This window comes from Bradyrhizobium betae, from assembly GCF_008932115.1.
Taxonomy (GTDB): Bacteria; Pseudomonadota; Alphaproteobacteria; order Rhizobiales; family Xanthobacteraceae; genus Bradyrhizobium; species Bradyrhizobium betae.
This window is the reverse complement of record NZ_CP044543.1, coordinates 1,215,680-1,236,774: the sequence shown is the minus strand read 5'-3', so window position 1 is coordinate 1,236,774 and position 21,095 is coordinate 1,215,680. Positions and strand designations below refer to the sequence as shown.

The 21,095-nt window shown below is 64.9% G+C and carries 16 protein-coding genes; 12 read left to right on the top strand and 4 right to left on the bottom strand.

Features of this window, described 5'->3' with window-relative positions; translation table 11 throughout:
- Positions 1–12 precede the first annotated feature (12 nt).
- A complete protein-coding gene (locus F8237_RS05990; protein WP_162005892.1) occupies positions 13–1,749 on the bottom strand; it encodes a bifunctional protein-serine/threonine kinase/phosphatase in 1,737 nt (578 codons plus the stop codon).
- 60 nt (positions 1,750–1,809) lie between these two features.
- Positions 1,810–2,649 (bottom strand): formate/nitrite transporter family protein, encoded by an 840-nt coding sequence (locus tag F8237_RS05985; RefSeq protein ID WP_151642859.1) that lies wholly within the window; start codon positions 2,647–2,649, stop codon positions 1,810–1,812.
- A 674-nt stretch (positions 2,650–3,323) separates the two neighbouring features.
- Between F8237_RS05985 and F8237_RS05975 the strand changes: the two genes are divergently transcribed.
- The 11 genes from F8237_RS05975 (at position 3,324) to F8237_RS05925 (ending at position 16,857) form a co-directional block, all read left to right on the top strand.
- Entirely contained in the window at positions 3,324–4,643 is a 1,320-nt protein-coding gene (locus F8237_RS05975; protein ID WP_151642857.1) for a CmpA/NrtA family ABC transporter substrate-binding protein, read from the top strand.
- Positions 4,644–4,703: 60 nt separating this feature from the next.
- Complete coding sequence (gene ntrB, locus F8237_RS05970; RefSeq protein ID WP_151642856.1) at positions 4,704–5,600, top strand: nitrate ABC transporter permease; 897 nt, start codon at positions 4,704–4,706, stop codon at positions 5,598–5,600.
- A 13-nt stretch (positions 5,601–5,613) separates the two neighbouring features.
- On the top strand, positions 5,614–6,408 hold the full coding sequence (locus tag F8237_RS05965; protein ID WP_151642855.1) for an ABC transporter ATP-binding protein: 795 nt from the start codon (positions 5,614–5,616) through the stop codon (positions 6,406–6,408).
- A 325-nt stretch (positions 6,409–6,733) separates the two neighbouring features.
- The gene (locus F8237_RS05960) at positions 6,734–8,113 is read left to right on the top strand and encodes an MFS transporter (protein ID WP_151642854.1); all 1,380 of its coding nucleotides are present in this window, start codon (positions 6,734–6,736) and stop codon (positions 8,111–8,113) included.
- A 122-nt stretch (positions 8,114–8,235) separates the two neighbouring features.
- A complete protein-coding gene (locus F8237_RS05955) occupies positions 8,236–8,664 on the top strand; it encodes a globin family protein (protein WP_151642853.1) in 429 nt (142 codons plus the stop codon).
- A 10-nt stretch (positions 8,665–8,674) separates the two neighbouring features.
- Positions 8,675–9,892, top strand: a complete 1,218-nt coding sequence (locus F8237_RS05950) for an NAD(P)/FAD-dependent oxidoreductase (RefSeq protein WP_162005891.1) — start codon at positions 8,675–8,677, stop codon at positions 9,890–9,892.
- 1 nt (position 9,893) lies between these two features.
- Positions 9,894–12,599: a nitrate reductase gene (locus F8237_RS05945; protein WP_151642851.1), complete on the top strand. Its 2,706-nt coding sequence runs from the start codon at positions 9,894–9,896 to the stop codon at positions 12,597–12,599.
- Positions 12,600–12,831: 232 nt separating this feature from the next.
- A complete protein-coding gene (locus F8237_RS05940) occupies positions 12,832–13,728 on the top strand; it encodes an SMP-30/gluconolactonase/LRE family protein (RefSeq protein WP_151650467.1) in 897 nt (298 codons plus the stop codon).
- Between the two features lie 8 nt (positions 13,729–13,736).
- On the top strand, positions 13,737–14,576 hold the full coding sequence (locus tag F8237_RS05935) for an aldo/keto reductase (protein WP_151642850.1): 840 nt from the start codon (positions 13,737–13,739) through the stop codon (positions 14,574–14,576).
- A gap of 199 nt (positions 14,577–14,775) precedes the next feature.
- A complete protein-coding gene (locus F8237_RS05930; RefSeq protein WP_162005890.1) occupies positions 14,776–15,717 on the top strand; it encodes a DMT family transporter in 942 nt (313 codons plus the stop codon).
- 60 nt (positions 15,718–15,777) lie between these two features.
- The gene (locus tag F8237_RS05925) at positions 15,778–16,857 is read left to right on the top strand and encodes a zinc-binding dehydrogenase (protein WP_151642848.1); all 1,080 of its coding nucleotides are present in this window, start codon (positions 15,778–15,780) and stop codon (positions 16,855–16,857) included.
- Positions 16,858–16,912: 55 nt separating this feature from the next.
- Here the strand turns inward: F8237_RS05925 and ppk2 are convergent, their stop codons facing one another.
- Positions 16,913–17,833: a polyphosphate kinase 2 gene (gene ppk2, locus F8237_RS05920; protein ID WP_151642847.1), complete on the bottom strand. Its 921-nt coding sequence runs from the start codon at positions 17,831–17,833 to the stop codon at positions 16,913–16,915.
- Between the two features lie 90 nt (positions 17,834–17,923).
- Positions 17,924–18,385 carry an Lrp/AsnC family transcriptional regulator gene (locus tag F8237_RS05915; RefSeq protein ID WP_151642846.1) on the bottom strand — a complete coding sequence of 154 codons (462 nt, stop codon included), beginning with the start codon at positions 18,383–18,385 and terminating at the stop codon, positions 17,924–17,926.
- A gap of 132 nt (positions 18,386–18,517) precedes the next feature.
- Between F8237_RS05915 and F8237_RS05910 the strand changes: the two genes are divergently transcribed.
- Complete coding sequence (locus tag F8237_RS05910; protein ID WP_151642845.1) at positions 18,518–20,881, top strand: transketolase; 2,364 nt, start codon at positions 18,518–18,520, stop codon at positions 20,879–20,881.
- Positions 20,882–21,095: the final 214 nt, after the last annotated feature.

Below are 21,095 nucleotides of genomic sequence, written 5' to 3'. Positions count from 1 at the left end.
CGGAGACACGCGCTACCGCGCGTGCAGCAGCGCCAGCAGCACGATGACCGCGCAGGCGAGCGCGGCCGAGGTCAGCTTCCAGAACATCAGCGGGCTGCGCTCCAGCAGCGGCGTGATCCGCGTGTCGAGATAGGCCGGATTGGGCGAGCGAAGCTCGAAGACGAATTCGGACAGGTCCTCGTGCCGCTTGTAGGGATCGGGATGCAGCGCGCGCCGGAGCGCGCCATCGACCCAGGCGGGCACGTTGCGGTCGTCGTCGGCCGGGCGGTACTGCAGCCTCCGCGCATCTGCCTTGCGCCGGATCTTCGCGATCTGGGCGCCATAGGGAAGCTTGCCCGTGAGCATCTGGTAGCAAATCACCGCCAGCGAAAACATGTCGGAGCGCGGCGAGCCGCCTTGTCCAAGAAAATACTCCGGCGCCGTGTATTGGACAGTCCCCAGTATGTCGCCGGACTCGTCCTGCGGCGCGGCCTCGGTGACGCCGGCAACCCGGACCGATCCGAAGTCGATGATTTTCGCGGTGCCGGTCTTGTCGATCATGATGTTGTCTGGCCGCAGATCCTGATGCAGCATCTCCATGCGGTGGAAGGCGCGCAGGCCCGCGGCGATCTGCTCGACCAGTCCACGGACGGTTTCGAGGTCGGGCCGGGGATTGTCCGTCATCCACTGCCGCAGCGTCTGTCCTTCGATGAATTCGGTCGCGACGTAGAGGTAGCCGCGCCGCCGCGACTGTGACAGCGGTTTGAGCACATGCGGACTGTCGATCCGGCGCGCGATCCATTCCTCCATCAGGAAGCGCTTGAGATAGGCGGCGTTGTCGCGCAGATCGATCGACGGCAGCTTGAGCGCGACCGGCGCGTCGGTCTCCGTATCGACGGCGAGATAGATGTGGCTGCGGCTGCTGGCGTGGATCTCCCTGATGATCCTGTAGCCGTCGAAGAGCGCGCGCGGCTCCGGCAAAGCAGGCAGCGGCAGTTCGGCGGTCTGGTTGAAGATGCCTGAGGGCTCGCGCTGCGGCACCGCATCGATGCGGAGGATCTGCACCGTGATGTTGTCGTCGCTGCCGCGCCGGTAGGCCTCCTCGACGATCGCCTTGGCCGCGCCGTCGAGCTCGGCCGCATGCTCGTTGATGGCGCTGATGATGAAGCGATGATCGACGAATTCGTAGGCGCCGTCGGTGGCGAGCAGGAAGGTGTCGCCGGCCTCGATCTCGACGATCTGGTAGTCGATCTCGAGTTGCGGATTGATGCCGAGCGCGCGGCCGAGATAAGTCTGCTCCGACGACACGATGATGCGGTGATCCTCGGTCAGCTGCTCGAGCGCCTTGCCGGCGACGCGGTAGATGCGGCAGTCGCCGACATGAAAGATGTGCGCGGTGGTCGCCTTGATGACCATGGCGCTGAGCGTGCAGACATAACCCTTGTCGCGATCATAGGCATATTGGCTCTTGCGCGTCTGCGCATGGAGCCAGGAATTGGTTGCGTCCAGCACGCGGCGGGCGGAGGTCTTCACCGTCCAGGATTCCGACGTGCAGTAATAGTCCATCAGGAAGCTCTTGACCGCGGACTCGCTGGCGATCTGGCTCACCGTGCTGCTCGAGATGCCGTCGGCCAGAACCGCTGCGATGCCCTTCAGGCTGAGCTGCGGCTCCTCCGGAATCAGGACGCCGTGAAAATCCTGGTTGACGGGCTTGCGGCCCTTGTCGGAGTGCTGGCCGACCGAGATCTGGAGTCCGCGAGTCATGGTCATCACCGGGCGAGGGGAGCCTCACCCTGGGCGGGCGAGGCTCCCCTGTCGAGACGTATTCGATCAGGCCGCGACGCGGGGCGGCGCGGTCTTGCCGGCCTGGCGCTTCGGCTGGGTCATGACGTGCGTGGCATAGAGGGTCAATCCGGTGAAGGCGAGACCGCCCACGAGGTTGCCAAGCACGGTCGGGATCTCGTTCCAGATCAGGTAATCCATGATCGAGAATTTCGCGTGCAGCATCAGGCCCGACGGAAACAGGAACATGTTCACGACGGAATGCTCGAACACCATGTAGAAGAACACCAGGATCGGCATCCACATCGCGATGACCTTGCCGGGGACCGAGGTCGAGATCATGGCGCCGACGACGCCGGTCGAGACCATCCAGTTGCAGAGCATGCCGCGCATGAACAGAGTCGCCATGCCGGCGGCACCATGTGCGGCATAGCCGAGCGTTCGGCCTTCGCCGATATTGCCGATGGCGGCGCCGACCTTGTCGGGATCCTGCGTGAAGCCGAACGTCGTGACGAAGGCCATCATGAAGGCGACGGTAAAGGCGCCGGCGAAGTTGCCGACGAAGACGAGGCCCCAGTTGCGCAGCACGCCGCCGAAGGTAACGCCGGGGCGCTTGTCGATCAGGGCGAGCGGCGAGAGCACGAACACGCCGGTCAGGAGGTCGAAGCCCAAGAGATAGAGCATGACGAAGCCGACCGGAAACAGCAGCGCTCCAACCAGCGGCTGGCCGGTGTTCACGTTGATGGTGACGGCGAACCAGGCGGCGAGAGCGAGGATGGCACCGGCCATATAGGCCCGGATGATGGTATCCCGGGTGGACATGAAGATCTTGGACTCGCCTGCATCCACCATCTTGGTGACGAATTCCGAAGGCGCGAGATACGACATCAATGGTTCCTTTGCTTCGTAAGTGAGACCGCCTCGCCCCTCGAGAGAGGGCGGCTGAACGTGATGGGCCGTGCGGGCCGATTGCCGCGCACGAGGGCTATGGGAGGTCTGGAAGCCTTGGGAATCGCGTCACGACGACCGAGCCGGGAAAGGCCGCGAAGCAGGTGAGCTTCCGGGATGCAGCCGCCAGAGGCTGCATCAATGCGGCAAGCCGCAGTCTTCGTTGACGCCAAGGGAAATGCAAGTCGCGTGCCGGGCCGTGGCGTTAGAAAAAGCGAGCGATATCAATTGGATGGCGCGCGCTTGGATCTGATTTTCGGGAACTCTGCGGCCTCTAGCTTAGGCGATTGCATAAGATTTGTGCGTCGCACAAGAAGTGAGCAGTTCGCAAATTTCGCGTGCGGAAATCGCCTGCGGCAGTCTGGCGCGGGGCATGTAACGCATTGAATATGTGGCGTTTTCCGATGCGCGATGCTTGGCACGAAGCTTGAATGGTTCCAAGCCGACGCCATTGAAGCCGTCCCGCGAGACTTCTCATCCGAATTTGCTGACGCCACCAGACGGGGGTTCCCCCGTCGCGTGTTCGCACGCGCCTTTTTCGGGCGCCACGGACGGACGGGCTGCTCGTGCGAACTGACGCAATCATCGCAACGACGCAAAGGACGACACCGCCCATGACCAAGCGCATTCGCCGGCCTTCGGATACTGGCCTCAGCCGCCGTCAAGTGTTGAAAGCCGCCGGCGGCACCGCCGCTCTTCTCGCCGCCGCCAGGCTGAATTTCCCCGCCGGCGCGTTCGCGCAGGATGCTGGCCCCGAGGTCAAGGGTGCCAAGCTCGGCTTCATCGCGCTCAGCGATGCCGGTCCGTTGTTCGTCGCCAAGGACAAGGGCCTGTTCGCCAAATACGGCATGCCGGACGTCGACGTGCAGAAGCAGGCCTCCTGGGGCACCACGCGCGACAACCTCGTGCTCGGCTCCGAAGGCAACGGCATCGACGGCGCGCACATCCTCACCCCGATGCCGTATCTGATCTCGGCCGGCAAGGTGACGCAGAACAACCAGCCGACGCCGATGTACATCCTGGCCCGGCTCAATCTCGACAGCCAGTGCATCTCGGTGGCCAACGAATATGCCGACCTCAAGCTCGGTGTCGATGCCACGCCGTTCAAGGCGGCGCTGGAGAAGAAGAAGGCCTCCGGCAAGGCGGTGAAGGCCGCCATGACCTTCCCCGGCGGCACCCACGATCTCTGGATTCGCTACTGGCTCGCCGCCGGCGGCATCGATCCCGACAAGGACATCGAGACCATCGTTGTGCCGCCGCCGCAGATGGTGGCCAACATGAAGGTCGGCACCATGGATTGCTTCTGCGTCGGCGAGCCCTGGAATCTGCAACTGATCCACCAGAACATCGGTTACACCGCCATCACGACCGGTGAGCTCTGGAACAGGCATCCGGAAAAATCCTTCGGCATGCGCGCGGCCTTCGTCGACAAATATCCGAAAGCCTCCAAGGCGCTGCTGATGGCGGTGATGGAAGCGCAGCAATGGTCCGACAAGGCCGAGAACAAGGCCGAGCTTGCCGCCATCATGGGCAAGCGGCAGTGGATGAACTGCCCGGTTGAAGACGTGCTCGACCGCTCCGCCGGCAAGTTCGACTACGGAATTCCCGGCAAGGTGGTCGAGAACTCGCCGCACATCATGAAGTACTGGCGCGACTTCGCCTCGTACCCATTCCAGAGCCACGATCTCTGGTTCCTCACCGAGGATATTCGCTGGGGCAAGTACGAGGCGAATTTCGACACCAAGGCGCTGATCGGCAAGGTGAACCGCGAAGACATGTGGCGTGACGCGGCCAAGACGCTCGGCGTCGCGGCGGCCGAGATCCCGACCTCCACCTCGCGCGGCAAGGAAACTTTCTTCGACGGCAAGGTGTTCGATCCCGAAAATCCGGCGGCCTATCTGAAGTCGCTCGCGATCAAGCGCGTCGAAGTCTGATGGAGCCAGCGGCCGCCGCGAGGCGGCCGCATCGTCTTTTGAAGCCGGAGAGATATTGCGATGAACATGCCTGCCACGAAGTTGGATGTTGAGACCGCGAAGCCCGCTGGCGCGGCAGCACCGGTCGTTGCGATGACGCCGAAGCGTGCCCCGCGCAGTGAGGCTTATGCGCGGATGGCGCGGGAGACCGCGGTGCGCGTGATCCCGCCGCTCGTGGTGATCGCGCTGCTGACACTGGTATGGGAGCTGGTCTGTCGCCGCGCCGGCTCGGCGCTGCCGCCGCCGTCAAAAGTCTTCAAGGACACCAAGGAGCTGATCGTCGATCCGTTCTTCGACCATGGCGGCATCGACAAGGGCCTGTTCTGGCATCTCTCCGCCAGCCTCCAGCGCGTCGCTTTCGGCTATTCGCTCTCCGCCATCGCCGGCATCGCGCTCGGCGTGCTGGTCGGACAATCGGTCTGGGCCATGCGCGGGCTCGACCCGCTGTTCCAGGTGCTGCGCACCATCCCGCCGCTCGCCTGGCTGCCGCTCTCGCTCGCCGCCTTCCGCGACGGCCAGCCCTCGGCGATCTTCGTCATCTTCATCACCTCGATCTGGCCGATCATCATCAACACCGCGGTCGGCATCCGCAACATTCCGCAGGACTATCGCAACGTCGCCGCGGTGGTGCAGCTCAATCCGCTCGAGTTCTTCTCCAAGATCATGATTCCGGCGGCGGCGCCTTACATCTTCACTGGCCTTCGCATCGGCATCGGCCTCTCCTGGCTCGCGATCGTGGCCGCGGAAATGCTGATCGGCGGCGTCGGCATCGGCTTCTTCATCTGGGACGCCTGGAACTCCTCGCATATCAGCGAGATCATCCTGGCGCTGTTCTATGTCGGCATCATCGGGTTCGTGCTCGATCGCCTGATCGCGGGCCTCGGCAGGATCGTCACCCGCGGCACGGCGCTGGGTTGAGGGAGAAACGCACATGACCGCCTATCTGAAGCTCGACCATATCGACAAGATCTTCACCCGCGGCGCCGCCAGCACGGAGGTGCTGAAGGACATCAACCTGACGATCGAGAAGGGCGAATACGTCTCGATCATCGGCCATTCCGGCTGCGGCAAGTCGACCCTGCTCAACATCATCGCCGGGCTCACCACCGCGACCACCGGCGGCGTGCTGCTGGAGAACCGCGAGGTCAACTCGCCGGGCCCCGATCGCGCCGTGGTGTTCCAGAACCACAGCCTGCTGCCGTGGCTGACCGTGTTCGAGAACGTCAAGCTCGGCGTCGACAAGGTCTTTGCCCGGACCAAGACCAGGGCCGAGCGCGAGGCCTGGGTGATGCACAATCTCAACCTCGTGCAGATGGCCCATGCCCGGGACAAGCGCCCCTCGGAAATCTCCGGCGGCATGAAGCAGCGCGTCGGCATCGCGCGGGCGCTGGCGATGGAGCCGAAAGTGCTGCTGCTGGACGAGCCCTTCGGCGCGCTCGACGCCCTGACCCGCGCGCATCTGCAGGATTCGGTGATGGCGCTGCATCAGAAGCTCGGCAACACCATTCTGATGATCACCCACGACGTCGACGAGGCCGTGCTGCTGTCCGACCGCATCGTGATGATGACGAACGGGCCGTCTGCGCGTATCGGCGAAGTGCTGGAGGTGCCGCTGGTGCGGCCGCGCAAGCGGCTCGAGCTCGCGACCAGCGCGACATATTTGAAGTGCCGCCAGCGCGTGCTCGAATTCCTCTATGAGCGTCATCGCTTCGTCGAGGCCGCGTAGACGCGTGACGCAGCGCGCCCAATTCGGAGTCATCAAGCTCAATCCTTGTGCGCCGCACAGGGATTGAGCGAATCGCAAAATTTGCGTGCGAAAGGGCCCTGCGAAATTTTCGGGCAATTCGAACAAGTCGCTGAATTCCCTGTATTTCCCGATCGCGCGCAGTTGGCACGGAAATTGAACCACTTTGTCCGACGCCAACGACGACGTCCCTCAACATCATCAATCAGCATCGTGAACTCGCCACCGGGGCCAAAGCCTCGGCGCGCGCCTCCGCGTGGAGGCTGAGCCTGCAACGAAGCAGCGGTGAGCCTGGAAGGGATAAGCAATGACGAAGAATCCAACTTGGATTTCCGACTGGCGCCCGGAAGACGAGGCGTTCTGGAATGCGGGCGGTAAGACCATTGCCCGGCGCAACCTGATCTGGTCGATCGTCGCCGAGCATATCGGCTTCTCGGTGTGGCTGATCTGGAGCATCGTCACCACCAAGCTGCCGCAGGCGGGCTTCCACTACACCACCGGCCAGCTGTTCCAGCTCGTCGCAGTGCCCGGGCTGATCGGCGCATTGATGCGCTTTCCCTATACTTTCGCGGTCACGACTTTCGGCGGCCGCAACTGGACCATCTTCAGCGCAGCGATCCTGTTCATTCCGACGCTGTCGCTGGCCTGGTTCGTCAGCCAGCCCGACACGCCGTTCTGGCTGATGCTGCTGGTCGCCTCGACCGCGGGCCTTGGCGGCGGCAATTTCGCCTCCAGCATGACCAATATCTCCTTCTTCTTTCCGGACAGGATGAAGGGATGGGCGCTCGGCCTGAACGCGGCCGGTGGCAACATCGGCGTCTCCAGCGTGCAGTTGCTGACGCCGATCCTGATGACGCTCGCCGTGATCAACCTGTTCCAGGCAAGCCCCGTCGACGGCGTCTTCCTGCAGAACGCCGGCCTGATGTGGGTGCTGCCGATCGCGATCGCGGTGTTCGGCGCGGTGTTCTTCATGAACAACCTCACCACGGCGAAGTCGTCGATCAGCAGCCAGCTCGCGGTGGTCAAGCGCAAGCACACCTGGATCATGGCGTATCTCTATATCGGCACGTTCGGCTCCTTCATCGGCTACTCCGCGGCGTTTCCGCTGCTGATCAAGACGCAGTTTCCGACGGTCTCGATCTCCATCGCGTTCCTCGGGCCGCTGGTCGGCTCGCTGTCGCGTCCGCTCGGCGGCCTGCTGGCCGACAGGATCGGCGGCTCGATCCTCACCTTCTGGAATTTCATGGCGATGGCGGCGGCGACGGTCGGCGTGCTCTATTTCGTCGGGCACAAGGACTTCACCGGCTTCCTTGCGATGTTCCTGATCCTGTTCGTGACGACGGGCATCGGCAACGGTTCGACCTACCGCATGATCCCCTCGATCTTCCGCGAGCAGAACCTGTTCAGGGTGCGCGGCAAGGGCGATGCGGCGCGGGCGGGTGCCTTGAAGGCGGCGAGCATCGAGAGCGGTGCGGCGGTCGGCTTCATCGGCGCGATCGGGGCCGTCGGCGGCTACCTGATCCCGAGCGGTTTCGGCAAGTCGATCGCGCTGACCGGTGGCCCGCAGCTCGCGCTGGCGATCTATCTGACCTTCTACGCCTCCTGCCTCGCGCTGACCTGGTGGTTCTACCTGCGTCGCAGCCCGCAGGGTGAGGGCGCGCCAAGCCTCGCCGAGGCCAGGGTCTGACACTTGGTATGAAACTCGCTTCTCCCCGTACGCGGGGAGAAGTCCCGCTGATGACGTTTGACTCATGAACCTTGTTCGCAACGGCGCGCACCAAGGCAAACCGAAACAGACAGGATTACATCATGACGCCCGAACAGATCACCCTCGTCCAGCAGAGCTTTTCCAAGGTCGCGCCGATTTCCGAAGCAGCCTCCGTGCTGTTCTACGACCGCCTGTTCGAGGTGGCGCCGTCCGTGCGCGCGATGTTTCCCGAGGACATGACCGAGCAGCGCAAGAAGCTGATGGGCATGCTCGTCGCCGTGGTTGGCGGCCTGTCGAACCTCGAGACGATTCTTCCGGCGGCCTCCGCGCTCGCCAAGCGTCACGTCGCCTACGGCGCCAAGGCCGAGCACTATCCCGTGGTCGGCGCGACCTTGCTGTGGACCCTGGAGAAGGGCCTTGGCGAAGCCTGGACGCCTGAACTCGCCACGGCCTGGACCGACGCCTACGGCGTGCTGTCCGGCTTCATGATTTCCGAGGCCTACGGCGCGCAGTCGCAGGCCGCTGAATAGGAGATGCCTTGTGAGTGAACCGCTCGTCATCGTCGGCAATGGTATGGCGGCCGCTCGTCTGGTCGACGAGCTCGCCAAGACCTCGCTCGGCCGCTACGCGGTCGCGGTGATCGGCGAGGAACCGCGGCTCGCTTACAATCGCGTGCTGCTCTCCTCTGTGCTGGCTGGTGAGACTGGCTCGCACGAGATCGAGCTTCGGCCGGCGGACTGGTGGCGCCATCGCGGCGTCACCGTCCGCTACGGCTACCGCGTCACCGAGATCGACACCGGCCGCCGCGAGCTCAAGATCGAGGGCGAAGAGAGCATGGAATATTCCAAGCTCGTGCTCGCCACCGGCTCGACGCCGTTGCGGCTCAACGTCCCCGGCGCCGATCTCGCCGGCGTCCACACCTTCCGCGACACCCGCGACGTCGATTTGCTGCTGGCGCTCGCCGCCGGCAAGAAGCGTGTCGTGGTGGTCGGTGGCGGCCTGCTCGGGCTGGAAGCGGCCTACGGCCTCGCCAAGGCCGGTGCGCCGGTGACGCTGCTGCACCTGATGGACCGGCTGATGGAGCGTCAGCTCGATCTGCCGGCCGCCGACCTGCTCGAGACGCTGGTCGAGCGCAAGGGCATCCGCATCCTGCTCAATGCCAGCACGAAATGCATTCATGGCGATGGCCATGTCGAAGCTGTCGAGCTCGCCGACGGCAGCCGCGTCGAGGCCGATGCCGTGATCTTCGCTGCTGGCATCAGGCCCAATGTCGCGCTGGCGAGGGATGCCGGCATCGCGGTCAATCGCGGCATCGTCGTCAATGACGAGATGCAGACGGCTTCGCCCGACATCTACGCGCTCGGCGAATGCGCCGAGCATCGTGGCACCTGCTATGGCCTGGTCGAACCGGCCTACGAGCAGGCGCGCGTGCTGGCGCGGCATCTCGCCGGCCGTCCGGCCGCCTATCAGGGCAGCGTGGTCTCGACCAATCTGAAGGTGTCTGGCGTCAGCGTGTTCTCCGCCGGCGATTTCATGGGCGGGGAGGGCAGCGAGAGCCTGGTGCTGTCAGATCGCCGGCGCGGTAGCTACAAGAAGCTCGTCATCGCCGACGGCCGGCTCACCGGCGCCGTGCTGATCGGCGATACCGCCGATGCGCTCTGGTATCTCGAGCTGATCCGCAACCGCGACAAGGTCACCGCGATCCGCACCGACATGATGTTCGGCCGCGCGCTCGCGCTTCCGCCAAAGGCCGCTTGATATGACGGTGATCGATCCCTCGCTCCGCGCCACCAGGACGACCTGCCCCTATTGCGGCGTCGGCTGTGGCGTGCTCGCAACGCCTGACGGAAAAGGCGGGGCCGCGATCGCGGGCGATCCCGATCATCCCGCCAATTTCGGCCGGTTGTGCTCGAAGGGCTCGGCGCTCGGCGAGACCGTCGGGCTGGAAAGCCGGCTGCTCTATCCGATGATCCGCTGCAAAGGCGTGCTGGAGCGCGTCGCCTGGAGCGATGCGCTCGACCACGTTGCCCACCGCATGCAGCACATCATCGCGCGTGACGGCGCGGATGCTGTCGCGTTCTATCTCTCGGGTCAGCTCCTGACCGAGGACTATTACATCGCCAACAAGCTCATGAAGGGCTTCGTCGGCACCGCCAATGTCGATACCAATTCGCGGCTCTGCATGTCGTCCTCGGTCGCCGGCCATCGCCGCGCCTTCGGCGCCGATACCGTGCCCGGCTGCTACGAGGATCTCGACCAGGCGGACCTCCTCGTCTTCGTCGGCTCGAACGCCGCCTGGTGCCACCCCGTGCTGTTCCAGCGCATGGTGAAGAACCGGCAGGAGCGGGGTGCGCGCATGATCGTGATCGATCCGCGCCGCACCGATACCGCCAGCGATGTCGATCTGTTCCTCGGCCTCAAGCCCGGCACCGACACGGCGCTGTTCTCCGGCCTGTTCGTCCACCTCGCCGACAATGGCGCGCTCGATCAGGACTACATCGCGCAAAACACCTCGGGCTTCGACGACGCGCTGGCGCGCGCGCGCAACATCGCCGGCAGCGTTACCGCGACCGCGCTCGCCACGGGCCTCACCGAGCAGGACGTCGCGGCCTTCTTCAAGATGTTCCGTGACACGGAGCGTGTGGTCACGCTCTATTCGCAGGGCGTCAACCAGTCGGCGCAAGGCACCGACAAGGTCAACGCGATCCTGAACTGCCATCTCGCCACCGGGCGCATCGGCAAGCCGGGCGCTTCGCCGTTCTCGCTCACCGGCCAGCCCAACGCGATGGGCGGCCGCGAGGTCGGCGGTCTCGCCAACCAGCTTGCCGCGCACATGAACTTCACGCCGCCGGACATCGATCGTGTCAGACGGTTCTGGAAGGCGCCGCGCATCGCCACCCATGAGGGGCTGAAGGCGGTGCAACTGTTCGAGGCCATCGACCGCGGCGAGGTCAAGGCACTGTGGGTGATGGGCACCAACCCGGCGGTGTCGCTGCCCGATGCCGACTTCGTGCGCGAGGCTTTGAAGAAGCTCGAGCTGTTCGTGGTCTCCGAGAACGTGCTCTCCAACGACACCGTCGAGGCGGGTCCGCACGTGCTGCTGCCGGCGCTCGCCTGGGGCGAGAAGTCGGGCACCGTCACCAATTCCGAACGGCGCATCTCGCGCCAGCGCTCGTTCCTGCCCGCGCCGGGCGAGGCACGGCCGGACTGGTGGATCCTGAGCGAGACCGCAAAGCGTCTCGGTTTCGGGGGCAGCTTCAATTACAAATCCGCCGCCGACATTTTCCGCGAGCACGCCGCGCTCTCGGCGTTCGAGAACAACGGCAGCCGCGATTTCGACATCGGTGCGCTGACCTCGCTGTCCGACAACGCCTTCGATGCCTTGAAGCCGGTGCAATGGCCGGCGCGCGAAGGCGAGGTGCCCGGCGAGCGCTTCTTCGCGAGCGGCGGGTTCTTCACCAATGACGGCAAGGGCCGCTTCGTCGCGCCGGAGGTGCCGTCGCTGCGCGGCGAAACCGGGCCGTCGCGCCCCCTGCGGCTCAACACCGGGCGCATCCGCGACCAGTGGCACACCATGACGCGCACTGGCCTCAGCCAGCGGCTCGGCGCGCATCTGCCCGAGCCGTTCGTCGAGATCCACCCTGATGATGCCAACAAGTACAACATCGCCCATGATGGCTATGCCCGCATCACCACCGATTGCGGGCAGTGCATCCTGAAGGTCGTCGTCAGCGACCGGCAGCAGCGCGGCATGCTGTTCGCGCCGATCCACTGGAGTGCGATGAACGCCTCGCATGGCCGCGTCGGCGCGCTGGCGGCATCGTTCACCGATCCGTTCTCAGGGCAGCCGGAGTCGAAGGCGACGCCGGCGGCGATTGCGCCGTATGAATACGTCTTCCGCGGCTTTGCGCTGTCGCGAAAACAGCTCGACCTGCCGCCGAACCTGCTGTGGACCCGCGTCACGGTTGCCGGCGGCTTCGGTTATCTCTTCGCCGACAATGCCGATCTGTCGCGCTGGCCGGCCTGGCTCGAGAGCGTCGCCGGCGAAGACGTTGCCGACTATCGCGACTTCGGCGGCGGCGTCTATCGCGCGGCCTCGTTCGCGGGCGACCGCATCGAGACCTGCCTGTTCGTCGGCCCCGCCCATGATGCCGGCGATTGGGAGGTGGTGAAGAGCCTGTTCGTGGCCGATTACGTCACCGACGACCAACGTCGCATGCTGCTGTCGGGCAAATCGAGCGAAGGTGCAGCCTCGACCGGTCCCGTCGTCTGCGCCTGCTTCGGCGTCGGCCGCGGCATCATCTGCGACACCATCGCCGCCGGCGCACGCACGGCCGCCGAGATCGGCGCCAAGCTCAAGGCGGGGACCAATTGCGGCTCCTGCATTCCCGAGCTGAAGCGGCTGATCGCGACGACGGAGGTGACGCCGGCAAAGCAGGCGAGGGTCGCGGGCGCTGCGGGGTAAGGCACTTTCTCGGGTCGTCGCCTCACGCTCCGCCGTCATCGCCCGGCTTGACCGGGCGATCCAGTACGCCGAGGCATCTGTGATCAAACGGTGAGGTCACGGCGTACTGGATCCCCCGCCTTCGCGGGGAATGACGGCGGGGGCGGGGCGCCATGCCCTCCGCACAATCGACGCGCCTCTCATTGTGTCCTATGGTGCCGCGCTCTCCCCCTCAACACGCATAACAACAATGATGTACCTGGAAACGCCGCCGCGCCTGATCGAAGCCAAGATATTCTCCGCCATGCCCGACAAGTTCCGCCGCAAAAGCGAGCGGACCGATTGGGCCGACGCCAACCGGCCGGGTGTGCCGACCGACAGTTTCATCGAAGGACCCTCCTTCGACAAGGACCGCCATCTCTATATCGTCGACATTCCATTCGGCCGCATCTTCCGTATCGCGCCCGACGGCGAGTGGTCGCTGGTCATTGAATATGAGGGCTGGCCGAACGGGCTGAAGATCGCCGCTGACGGCCGCATCCTGGTCGCCGACTACATGCACGGCATCATGGAGCTCGACGCCAAGGCCGGTCGCATCAAGCCGATCCTCACCGCGCGCAACTCGGAATCGTTCCGCGGCTGCAACGATCTGCATCTTGCCTCCAACGGCGACATCTTCTTCACCGACCAGGGCCAGACCGGCCTGCACGATCCGAGCGGACGCGTGTATCGGCTGACGCAGAGCGGCCGGCTCGATTGCCTGATCGACACCGGCATCAGCCCGAACGGCCTGGTGCTCGATCCCAGCGAAACCGTGCTGTTCGTCGCGATGACGCGCGACAATTCGGTGTGGCGGCTGCCGTTCATGCAGGACGGCAGCGTGTCGAAGGTCGGGCGCTTCTGCTCGCTGTTCGGCACCAGTGGTCCCGACGGCATGGCGATGGATGCGGCCGGCCGCCTGTTCGTCGGCCACGCCTCGCTCGGCCACGTCTTCGTGTTCGCGCCCAACGGCGAACTGATCGCGCGCATCAAGTCGTGCGCGGGCACGAACTGCACCAATGTCGCGATCGGTGGCGCCAAGAAGGATCGGCTCTATATCACGGAGTCCGGGACCGGTAGCGTGCTGGTCGCGGACATCAGCGGATTGTGAGCTTTGACATGAAATCAAACCCCTTCGGCAAGACCGGCACCAACGTCTCCGTGATCGGGCAGGGCACCTGGTATCTCGACCACGGCGATCGCAAGCGCGCGGTTGCGGCGCTTCAGCGCGGGCTCGATCTCGGCATGACGCATGTCGACACCGCCGAGATGTATGGTGATGCCGAGCTCGTCATCGCGGATGCGATCGCGGGACGGCGCGATGAAGTGTTCCTCGTCTCGAAGGTGCTGCCGAGCAATGCGTCGCGTCGCGGCACCATCACGGCCTGCGAGCGCTCGCTGAAGCGGCTGAAGACCGATCGTCTCGACTGCTATCTGCTGCACTGGCGCGGCTCGTATCCGCTGGAAGACACCGTCGCCGCGTTCGAGGAGTTGGTGAAGGCGGGCAAGATCAAATCCTGGGGCGTCTCGAATTTCGACGCCGACGATCTCGACGAAATTCTCGATGTCGCGGGCGAGGGCCGCATCGCCTGCAATCAGGTGCTCTACCATCTGAAGGAGCGCGCGATCGAGCATGCGGTGATCCCGTGGTGCGAGACGCATGATGTCGCGGTCGTCGCCTATTCGCCGTTCGGTCACGACGATTTTCCTGCAAGCAACAGCAAGGGCGGCGCGGTGCTCGCGCGTATTGCCGAGGCGCGTCGCGCGACGCAGCGTCAGGTCGCGCTGAGCTTCCTCACCCCTGCGACTACGGTGTTTGTGATCCCGAAGGCGTCGTCGGCGGAACATGCCGGCGAGAATGCCGCGGCCGGCGATCTGGCGCTGACGAAGGATGAGATTTCGGCGCTCGATGCGGCGTTTCCGCGCGGTCCGAAGCCGCGTGGCCTGCCCATGCTGTAGTGCAGCAAAACGCGTGTTGCTCGCATTCTTAATGAAGCATTGACGCGCGCGGACCTGAGCGCATATCGGCATCCTGTTTTCGGAAGTTGTGAAAGCGGCGCTTTTGTCGTTTTTTACGACCGTTCCCGAATCGCATTATTCCCAGGTTCCAGCCGTGACCCCGCCGCCCGCCGCAGCCGCAAGGCTCGACAGTATTCCCATGCCCATGCCCGAGAAGAAGCAGAAGGTTCGCCGTGCGCCTGCGCGCGTCGATCATCCCTTCAAGGGCATCGCGCTGGTGCTGCTGTCGACGGTGTTTCTCGGTTGCTCCGACGTCACCGCGAAATATCTGTCGACGAGTCTGCCCTCGATCGAGATCACCTGGATCCGCTTTGTGACGTTCGCGCTGATGTTCGTGCCGGTGATGCTGCCGGGCTCGCCGCTCCATGCGATGCGCACCGAGCGTCTCGGCCTGCAGCTGATGCGCGGAGCTGCGCTGCTCGGCTCCTCGCTGTTCTTCATTGCCGGCCTGCGCTATCTGCCGATTGCGGAAGCCTCCGCCACCGGCTTCGTCTCGCCGCTGTTCGTCACCGCGCTGTCGATCATCTTCCTGAGCGAGAAGGTCGGCATGCGCCGCTGGATCGCGACCGCGATCGGCTTGATGGGCGTGCTGATCATCCTGCGGCCGGGCTCGAACGCGTTTCACGTCGCTGCGTTCTTCCCGATCATCTCGGCGTTCTGCTGGGCCGCTGCGCTGATCCTGACGCGCATGATGAGCGGACGCGAAGCCGTCCTCACCACGATGGCCTATTCGGCGCTCACGGGTGTTGCAATTCTCAGCCTGATGGTGCCGTTCGTCTGGGTCACGCCGAGCTGGACCGCGATCGGGCTCGGCATCGTGATCGGCATCGCCTCCACCGTCGGCCAGTGGATCGTCGTGCTCGCCTACCGCTACGGCGATGCCTCGGTGCTGGCGCCGTTCTCCTACACGCAGCTGCTCTGGGTCAGTATTCTGGGCTTCTTCCTGTTCGGCGAGCTGCCCGACGTCTGGACCGTCACTGGCGCGGCCTTCATCGTCGCCAGCGGTCTCTACATCGCCCATCGCGAGCGCATCCGCCGTGCCCAGCTCCTGGTGCTGGAAGAGCGTTCCCCGAACCCCTGACGCAAGTTCGCAGCGTCCACTCTGTGCTATCAACGGCTCCAACAACAGGGGAGGAGCCGGATGCGCGCCGCGATATTCAGGAACGGTGAGATTGTCGTCGACGGGCTCGCCGAACCGAAGCCGGGCCCCGGCCAGGTGCTGGTCAGGACGCTCGCCTGCGGCATCTGCGGCTCCGACCTGCATGCGCGCCAGCATGCCCACCGCATGGTGGAGATGTCGAAGAAGGTCGGGCGCAAGCCGATGGACCTCGCCCGCGACGTCGTGTTCGGCCACGAGTTCTGCTGCGAGATCGTCGACTACGGCCCGGGCACGGTGCGCAAGCTCAAGCCCGGCACCCGCGTCTGCTCGCTGCCGGCGCTGCTGACGCCGCAGGGCATCGAGGGCATCGGCTATTCCAACGAGAATGTCGGCGGCTACGCCGAAGCGATGCTGCTCAGTGAAGCACTGCTGCTGGAAGTGCCGAACGGCCTCGCGCCCGAACATGCTGCGCTGACCGAACCGCTCGCGGTCGGGGTCCACGCCGTCGCCAAAGCCAATATCCGGGGCGGCGAAGTGCCGCTCGTGATCGGCTGCGGGCCGGTCGGCCTGGCGGTGATCGCCGCGCTCAGGATCAAGGGGCTGCATCCGATCGTCGCCGCCGACTATTCGCCGGCGCGGCGCGCGCTCGCTGCAAAGCTCGGTGCCGATATCGTGGTCGATCCCAAGGTGTCGCAGCCCTATACGACCTGGGCCGAGCACGCGCAGATGTCGGAGGCGGAGAAGGCGGCGCGGCCGCCGTTGCAGGCGATGCTGCCGGCGCTGAAGCCCGCGATCATCTTCGAATGCGTCGGCGTGCCGGGCCTGTTGCAGCAGGTGTTCGAAGGCGCGCCGCGCGATGCCAGGATCGTCGTGGTCGGCGTCTGCATGGAGACCGACAGAACCGAGCCCATGCTCGGCATCATGAAGGAGCTCAACGTCCAGTACGTGCTCGGCTACACGCCGGACGAGTTCGCGGCCTCGCTGCGCCTGATCGCGGAAGGGCAGGTGGATGCGGCTGCGATGGTCACCGCCGAGGTCGGCCTCGACGGCGTCGCAAAGGCCTTTGCCGACCTCGCCAATCCCGAGGCGCACACCAAGATCATCGTGCAGCCGTGGAAGTAGTTTTCACTTCGTAGGGTGGGTTAGCCGAAGGCGTAACCCACCCTACGAGACCTTTTCAGTATTTCGCAGGCACGTACATCTCCGGCGGGATCGGGCCGCGGTGATAGTCGGGATTGCGGACGCGCGGCGGCAGCACCACCGGCACGCGTGCGACCTCTTGGTACGGCATCTGGGTCAAGAGATGCGCGATGCAGTTGAGCCGGGCGCGCTTCTTGTCCACGGCGTCGACGATCCACCACGGCGAGTCCGGCAGGTGGGTGTGCTCCAGCATCGTCTCCTTGGCCTTGGTGTAGGCCTCCCAGCGGCTGCGCGACTCGACGTCCATCGGACTCAGCTTCCATTGCTTGAGCGGGTCCCTGATGCGCATGCTGAAGCGGAACTGCTGCTCGTCGTCGGTGATCGAGAACCAGTATTTGACCAGGATGATGCCGGAGCGGATCAGCATCCGCTCGAACTCCGGCACCGTCTTGAAGAACTCCTGGTACTCGTCCTCGGAGCAGAAGCCCATCACGCGCTCGACGCCGGCGCGGTTGTACCAGCTGCGGTCGAACAGCACGATCTCGCCGCCGGCCGGCAGGTGCGAGACGTAGCGCTGGAAGTACCATTGCGTGCGCTCGCGCTCGCTCGGCGCCGGAAGCGCGGCGACGCGGCAGATGCGGGGATTGAGCCGCTGGGTGATGCGCTTGATGACGCCGCCCTTGCCGGCGGAGTCGCGGCCCTCGAACAGCACGACGACTTTCTTCTTCTCGCTCTGCACCCAGTCCTGAAGTTTCACCAACTCACCCTGGAGCCGAAGCAGTTCCCGGAAATAGAGCTTGCGATCGACCGTCGGGCCCAGCGTGCCGCTTTCGTCCAGCAACTCGTCGAGACGGGCATCATCCAGCTCCATCTCCAACTCCTCGTCGAGATCGTCGGCCATCTCGCGGATGATGCGCTCGCGCATGGCGGCTTCAGAGGTGCGGTCGGCTGCGGTCATGGGTCCTTCTCGGGAGCTTGGATGCCTGTCGCGCACGACCATCGGCGGGGTTTATTGCGTCCATGTGACACCAGTGGGCGGGCGGGGCCATCACACCGGCAGCGCGATCGAGTATTTCACCTGGCTGAGCGCAAAGCTCGACTCGATCGAGGCGATGCCATCGAGCCGGGTCAGCTTGGTCTTCAGGAAGGTCTCGTAGGAGGCGAGGTCGGCCGCGACGACTCGCAACAGATAATCGCGGTTGCCGGTCATCAGATAGCATTCCAGCACCTCGTCCCATTTCGAGATCGCGCGTGCGAAGCGGTTGAGATCCTCCTCCTTCTGCCGCGCCAGCTTGATCGAGATGAAGACACTGACATGCAGGCCCAGCGCCTTCTGGTCGACTGTCGCGATGTAGCGCGAGATGACGCCGCGCTGCTCCAGCAGCTTGACCCGGCGGTGGCAGGGCGAGACCGAGAGACCGACCTTGTCGGCGAGCTCCTGCATGGTCAGCCGGCTGTCGTTCTGGAGGTAGCCGAGGATCTTGCGGTCGATGGCGTCGAGCTCGGGCATTGGAATGAATCCTGTATTTTATGGGCGCTCCTTAGTATGATATCCCAATATCCGAGGGTATGACGCGAAAAATTGAGAAATCTGGCGCGGCCCGCAGGGGTATGATCGGCCTTATTTTTCCGGAGCATCGCCATGCCCGTTGAGTCCGCTCGCCTTGAAACCCTGACAGCACTGGCCCGCAAGGCGCTGTGGTTGTCGTCATGGACCATCCACCACGCCAACCACATCCGCCCGAACTCGGACGGCCTTAAGGTCGGTGGCCACCAGGCCTCGTCGGCCTCGCTGGCCACCATCATGTCGGCGCTGTACTTCCACGTGCTGAGGCCTGAGGATCGCGTCGCGGTGAAGCCGCATGCGAGCCCGGTGTTCCACGCCATCCAGTATCTGTTCGACCGGCAGAGCCGCGAGAAGCTGGAGAACTTTCGCGGCTTCAAGGGCGCGCAGTCCTATCCCTCGCGTACCAAGGACGTCGACGACGTCGACTTCTCCACCGGCTCGGTCGGCCTCGGCGTCGCGCAGACGCTGTTCGCCTCGCTGGTGCAGGACTACGTCAAGGCGCATGGCTGGATGACGGACCGCCGCGAGGGGCGGATGATCGCGCTGGTCGGCGACGCCGAGATGGACGAAGGCAACATCTTCGAGGCGCTCGCGGAAGGCTGGAAGCACGGCCTGCGCAACACCTGGTGGGTGGTCGACTATAACCGCCAGTCGCTCGATGCCGTCGTGCGCGAAGGTCTCTGGGAGAAGTTCGAGACCATGTTCCGCAACTTCGGCTGGGACGTGGTCATCGTGAAGTACGGCCGCCTGATGCGCGAGGCATTCGCCGAGCCCGGCGGCGAGGCGCTGAAGCGCTGGATCGACAATTGTCCGAACGCGCTCTATGCGGCACTGTGCTTCCAGGGTGGTGCGGCCTTCCGCAAGCATTTGCACGACGAGATCGGCGATCAGGGGCCAATTACAAAACTGATCGACAAGCGCAGCGACGAGGCGTTGCTGGCGCTGATGTCGAACCTCGGCGGCCACGACATGGCGAGCATGCTGGACGCGTTCGAATCCATCGACCACGACCGCCCGGTCTGCTTCATCGCCTACACCATCAAGGGCGTCGGCCTGCCGTTCCAGGGCCACAAGGACAACCACGCCGGCCTGATGACGGTCGCGCAGATGGAGAAATATCGCGAGAGCCAGAACATCCGCCCCGGCCACGAATGGGACAAGTACGAGGGCCTGGCGCAGGACGCTGCCGAACTCGACGCCTTCCTCGCGCGCGTGCCTTTCAATCAGGATGGCCGCCGGCTCACCGCGCCCGTCGTCGAGGTCCCCCGGCAGCTCGCATTCAAGCCGTCGCCGCAGATGTCGACCCAGCAGGGCTTCGGCCTCGTGCTCAACGAGATCGCCCGCGGCGACAGCGAGCTCGCCCAGCGCATCGTCACGACCTCGCCCGATGTCACCGTCTCGACCAATCTCGGTCCCTGGGTGAACCGGCGCGGCCTGTTCGCGCGCGGCGAGAAGGCGGATTTATTCCGCAGCGAGAAAATTCCATCCACGTTCAACTGGGACTTCTCGCCCAAGGGCCAGCATCTCGAGCTCGGCATCGCCGAGATGAACTTGTTCATCATGCTCTCGGCGCTCGGCCTGTCGCACCAGATCAACGGCGAGCGGCTGCTGCCGGTCGGCACGCTCTACGATCCCTTCATCGAGCGCGGGCTCGATGCGCTGAACTATGCCTGTTACCAGGACGCCCGCTTCATGGTGGCGGCGACGCCATCCGGCATCACGCTCGCGCCCGAAGGCGGCGCGCATCAGTCGATCGCAACGCCGCTGATCGGCATGGCGCAGGACGGGCTCGCCTCGTTCGAGCCGGCCTTCGTCGACGAGCTCGCCGTGATCATGGGGTGGGGCTTCGAGCACATGCAGCGCGATCCGGGCGAGGGCGGTTCCGTGTACCTGCGCCTGTCGACGCGCAGCATCGAGCAGGCGCAGCGCATCATGACGCCGGAACTGGAGCAGGGCATCACCGACGGCGCCTATTGGCTGCGCAAGCCGGGCCCCAATGCCGAACTCGTGATCGCCTATACCGGCGCGGTCGCGCCCGAAGCGATCGAGGCGACCGGCTTCATCGGTGAGAGCCGGCGCGACATCGGTCTGCTCGCGATCACCTCAGCCGACCGCCTGCATGCGGGCTGGACCGCCGCGCGGAAATTGCGGCGAGATCGTCGCGGCGTGCAGCATCTCAGCCATATCGAGAAACTGCTGGCGCCGCTGCCGCGCGACTGCGGCATCGTGACCGTGATCGACGGCCACCCGGCCACGCTCGGCTGGCTCGGCAGCGTCCGCGGCCACCGCGTCGAGGCGCTCGGCGTCGAGCAGTTCGGCCAGACCGGCACCATCGCCGACCTCTATCGCCACTACGGCATCGACGCCAACGCCATCATCGATGCGGCGGAAAGCCTCACCGCTGGCGCGCCGATCGTGCATCGCAAGATGGCGGTGTAGTCGAGGTAACTGGCTGTCATTCCGGGGCGACGCGTAGCGTCGAGCCCGGAATCCATACTCCCGATCGTGGTTATGGACTCCGGCCCGCGCCAAGGGGCGCGCCCCGGAATGACGGCTGAGGGAGCCTTGCCACCCTCCCGCCATCGGCTCATATAGGCCCCGTCCGCCGCAACGCTGGCCCCGCATATGGCGGGTTCAATTGCCGGCGCTTTCG

Excerpts from the sequence above, each read along its gene's own strand:
- F8237_RS05990 (WP_162005892.1), bottom strand. The coding sequence starts at position 1,749 with ATGACCATGACTCGCGGACTCCAGATCTCGGTCGGCCAGCACTCCGAC.
- F8237_RS05985 (WP_151642859.1), bottom strand. The coding sequence starts at position 2,649 with ATGTCGTATCTCGCGCCTTCGGAATTCGTCACCAAGATGGTGGATGCA.
- F8237_RS05975 (WP_151642857.1), top strand. The coding sequence starts at position 3,324 with ATGACCAAGCGCATTCGCCGGCCTTCGGATACTGGCCTCAGCCGCCGT.
- ntrB (WP_151642856.1), top strand. The coding sequence starts at position 4,704 with ATGAACATGCCTGCCACGAAGTTGGATGTTGAGACCGCGAAGCCCGCT.
- F8237_RS05965 (WP_151642855.1), top strand. The coding sequence starts at position 5,614 with ATGACCGCCTATCTGAAGCTCGACCATATCGACAAGATCTTCACCCGC.
- F8237_RS05960 (WP_151642854.1), top strand. The coding sequence starts at position 6,734 with ATGACGAAGAATCCAACTTGGATTTCCGACTGGCGCCCGGAAGACGAG.
- F8237_RS05955 (WP_151642853.1), top strand. The coding sequence starts at position 8,236 with ATGACGCCCGAACAGATCACCCTCGTCCAGCAGAGCTTTTCCAAGGTC.
- F8237_RS05945 (WP_151642851.1), top strand. The coding sequence starts at position 9,894 with ATGACGGTGATCGATCCCTCGCTCCGCGCCACCAGGACGACCTGCCCC.
- F8237_RS05940 (WP_151650467.1), top strand. The coding sequence starts at position 12,832 with ATGTACCTGGAAACGCCGCCGCGCCTGATCGAAGCCAAGATATTCTCC.
- F8237_RS05935 (WP_151642850.1), top strand. The coding sequence starts at position 13,737 with ATGAAATCAAACCCCTTCGGCAAGACCGGCACCAACGTCTCCGTGATC.
- F8237_RS05930 (WP_162005890.1), top strand. The coding sequence starts at position 14,776 with ATGCCCATGCCCGAGAAGAAGCAGAAGGTTCGCCGTGCGCCTGCGCGC.
- F8237_RS05925 (WP_151642848.1), top strand. The coding sequence starts at position 15,778 with ATGCGCGCCGCGATATTCAGGAACGGTGAGATTGTCGTCGACGGGCTC.
- ppk2 (WP_151642847.1), bottom strand. The coding sequence starts at position 17,833 with ATGACCGCAGCCGACCGCACCTCTGAAGCCGCCATGCGCGAGCGCATC.
- F8237_RS05915 (WP_151642846.1), bottom strand. The coding sequence starts at position 18,385 with ATGCCCGAGCTCGACGCCATCGACCGCAAGATCCTCGGCTACCTCCAG.
- F8237_RS05910 (WP_151642845.1), top strand. The coding sequence starts at position 18,518 with ATGCCCGTTGAGTCCGCTCGCCTTGAAACCCTGACAGCACTGGCCCGC.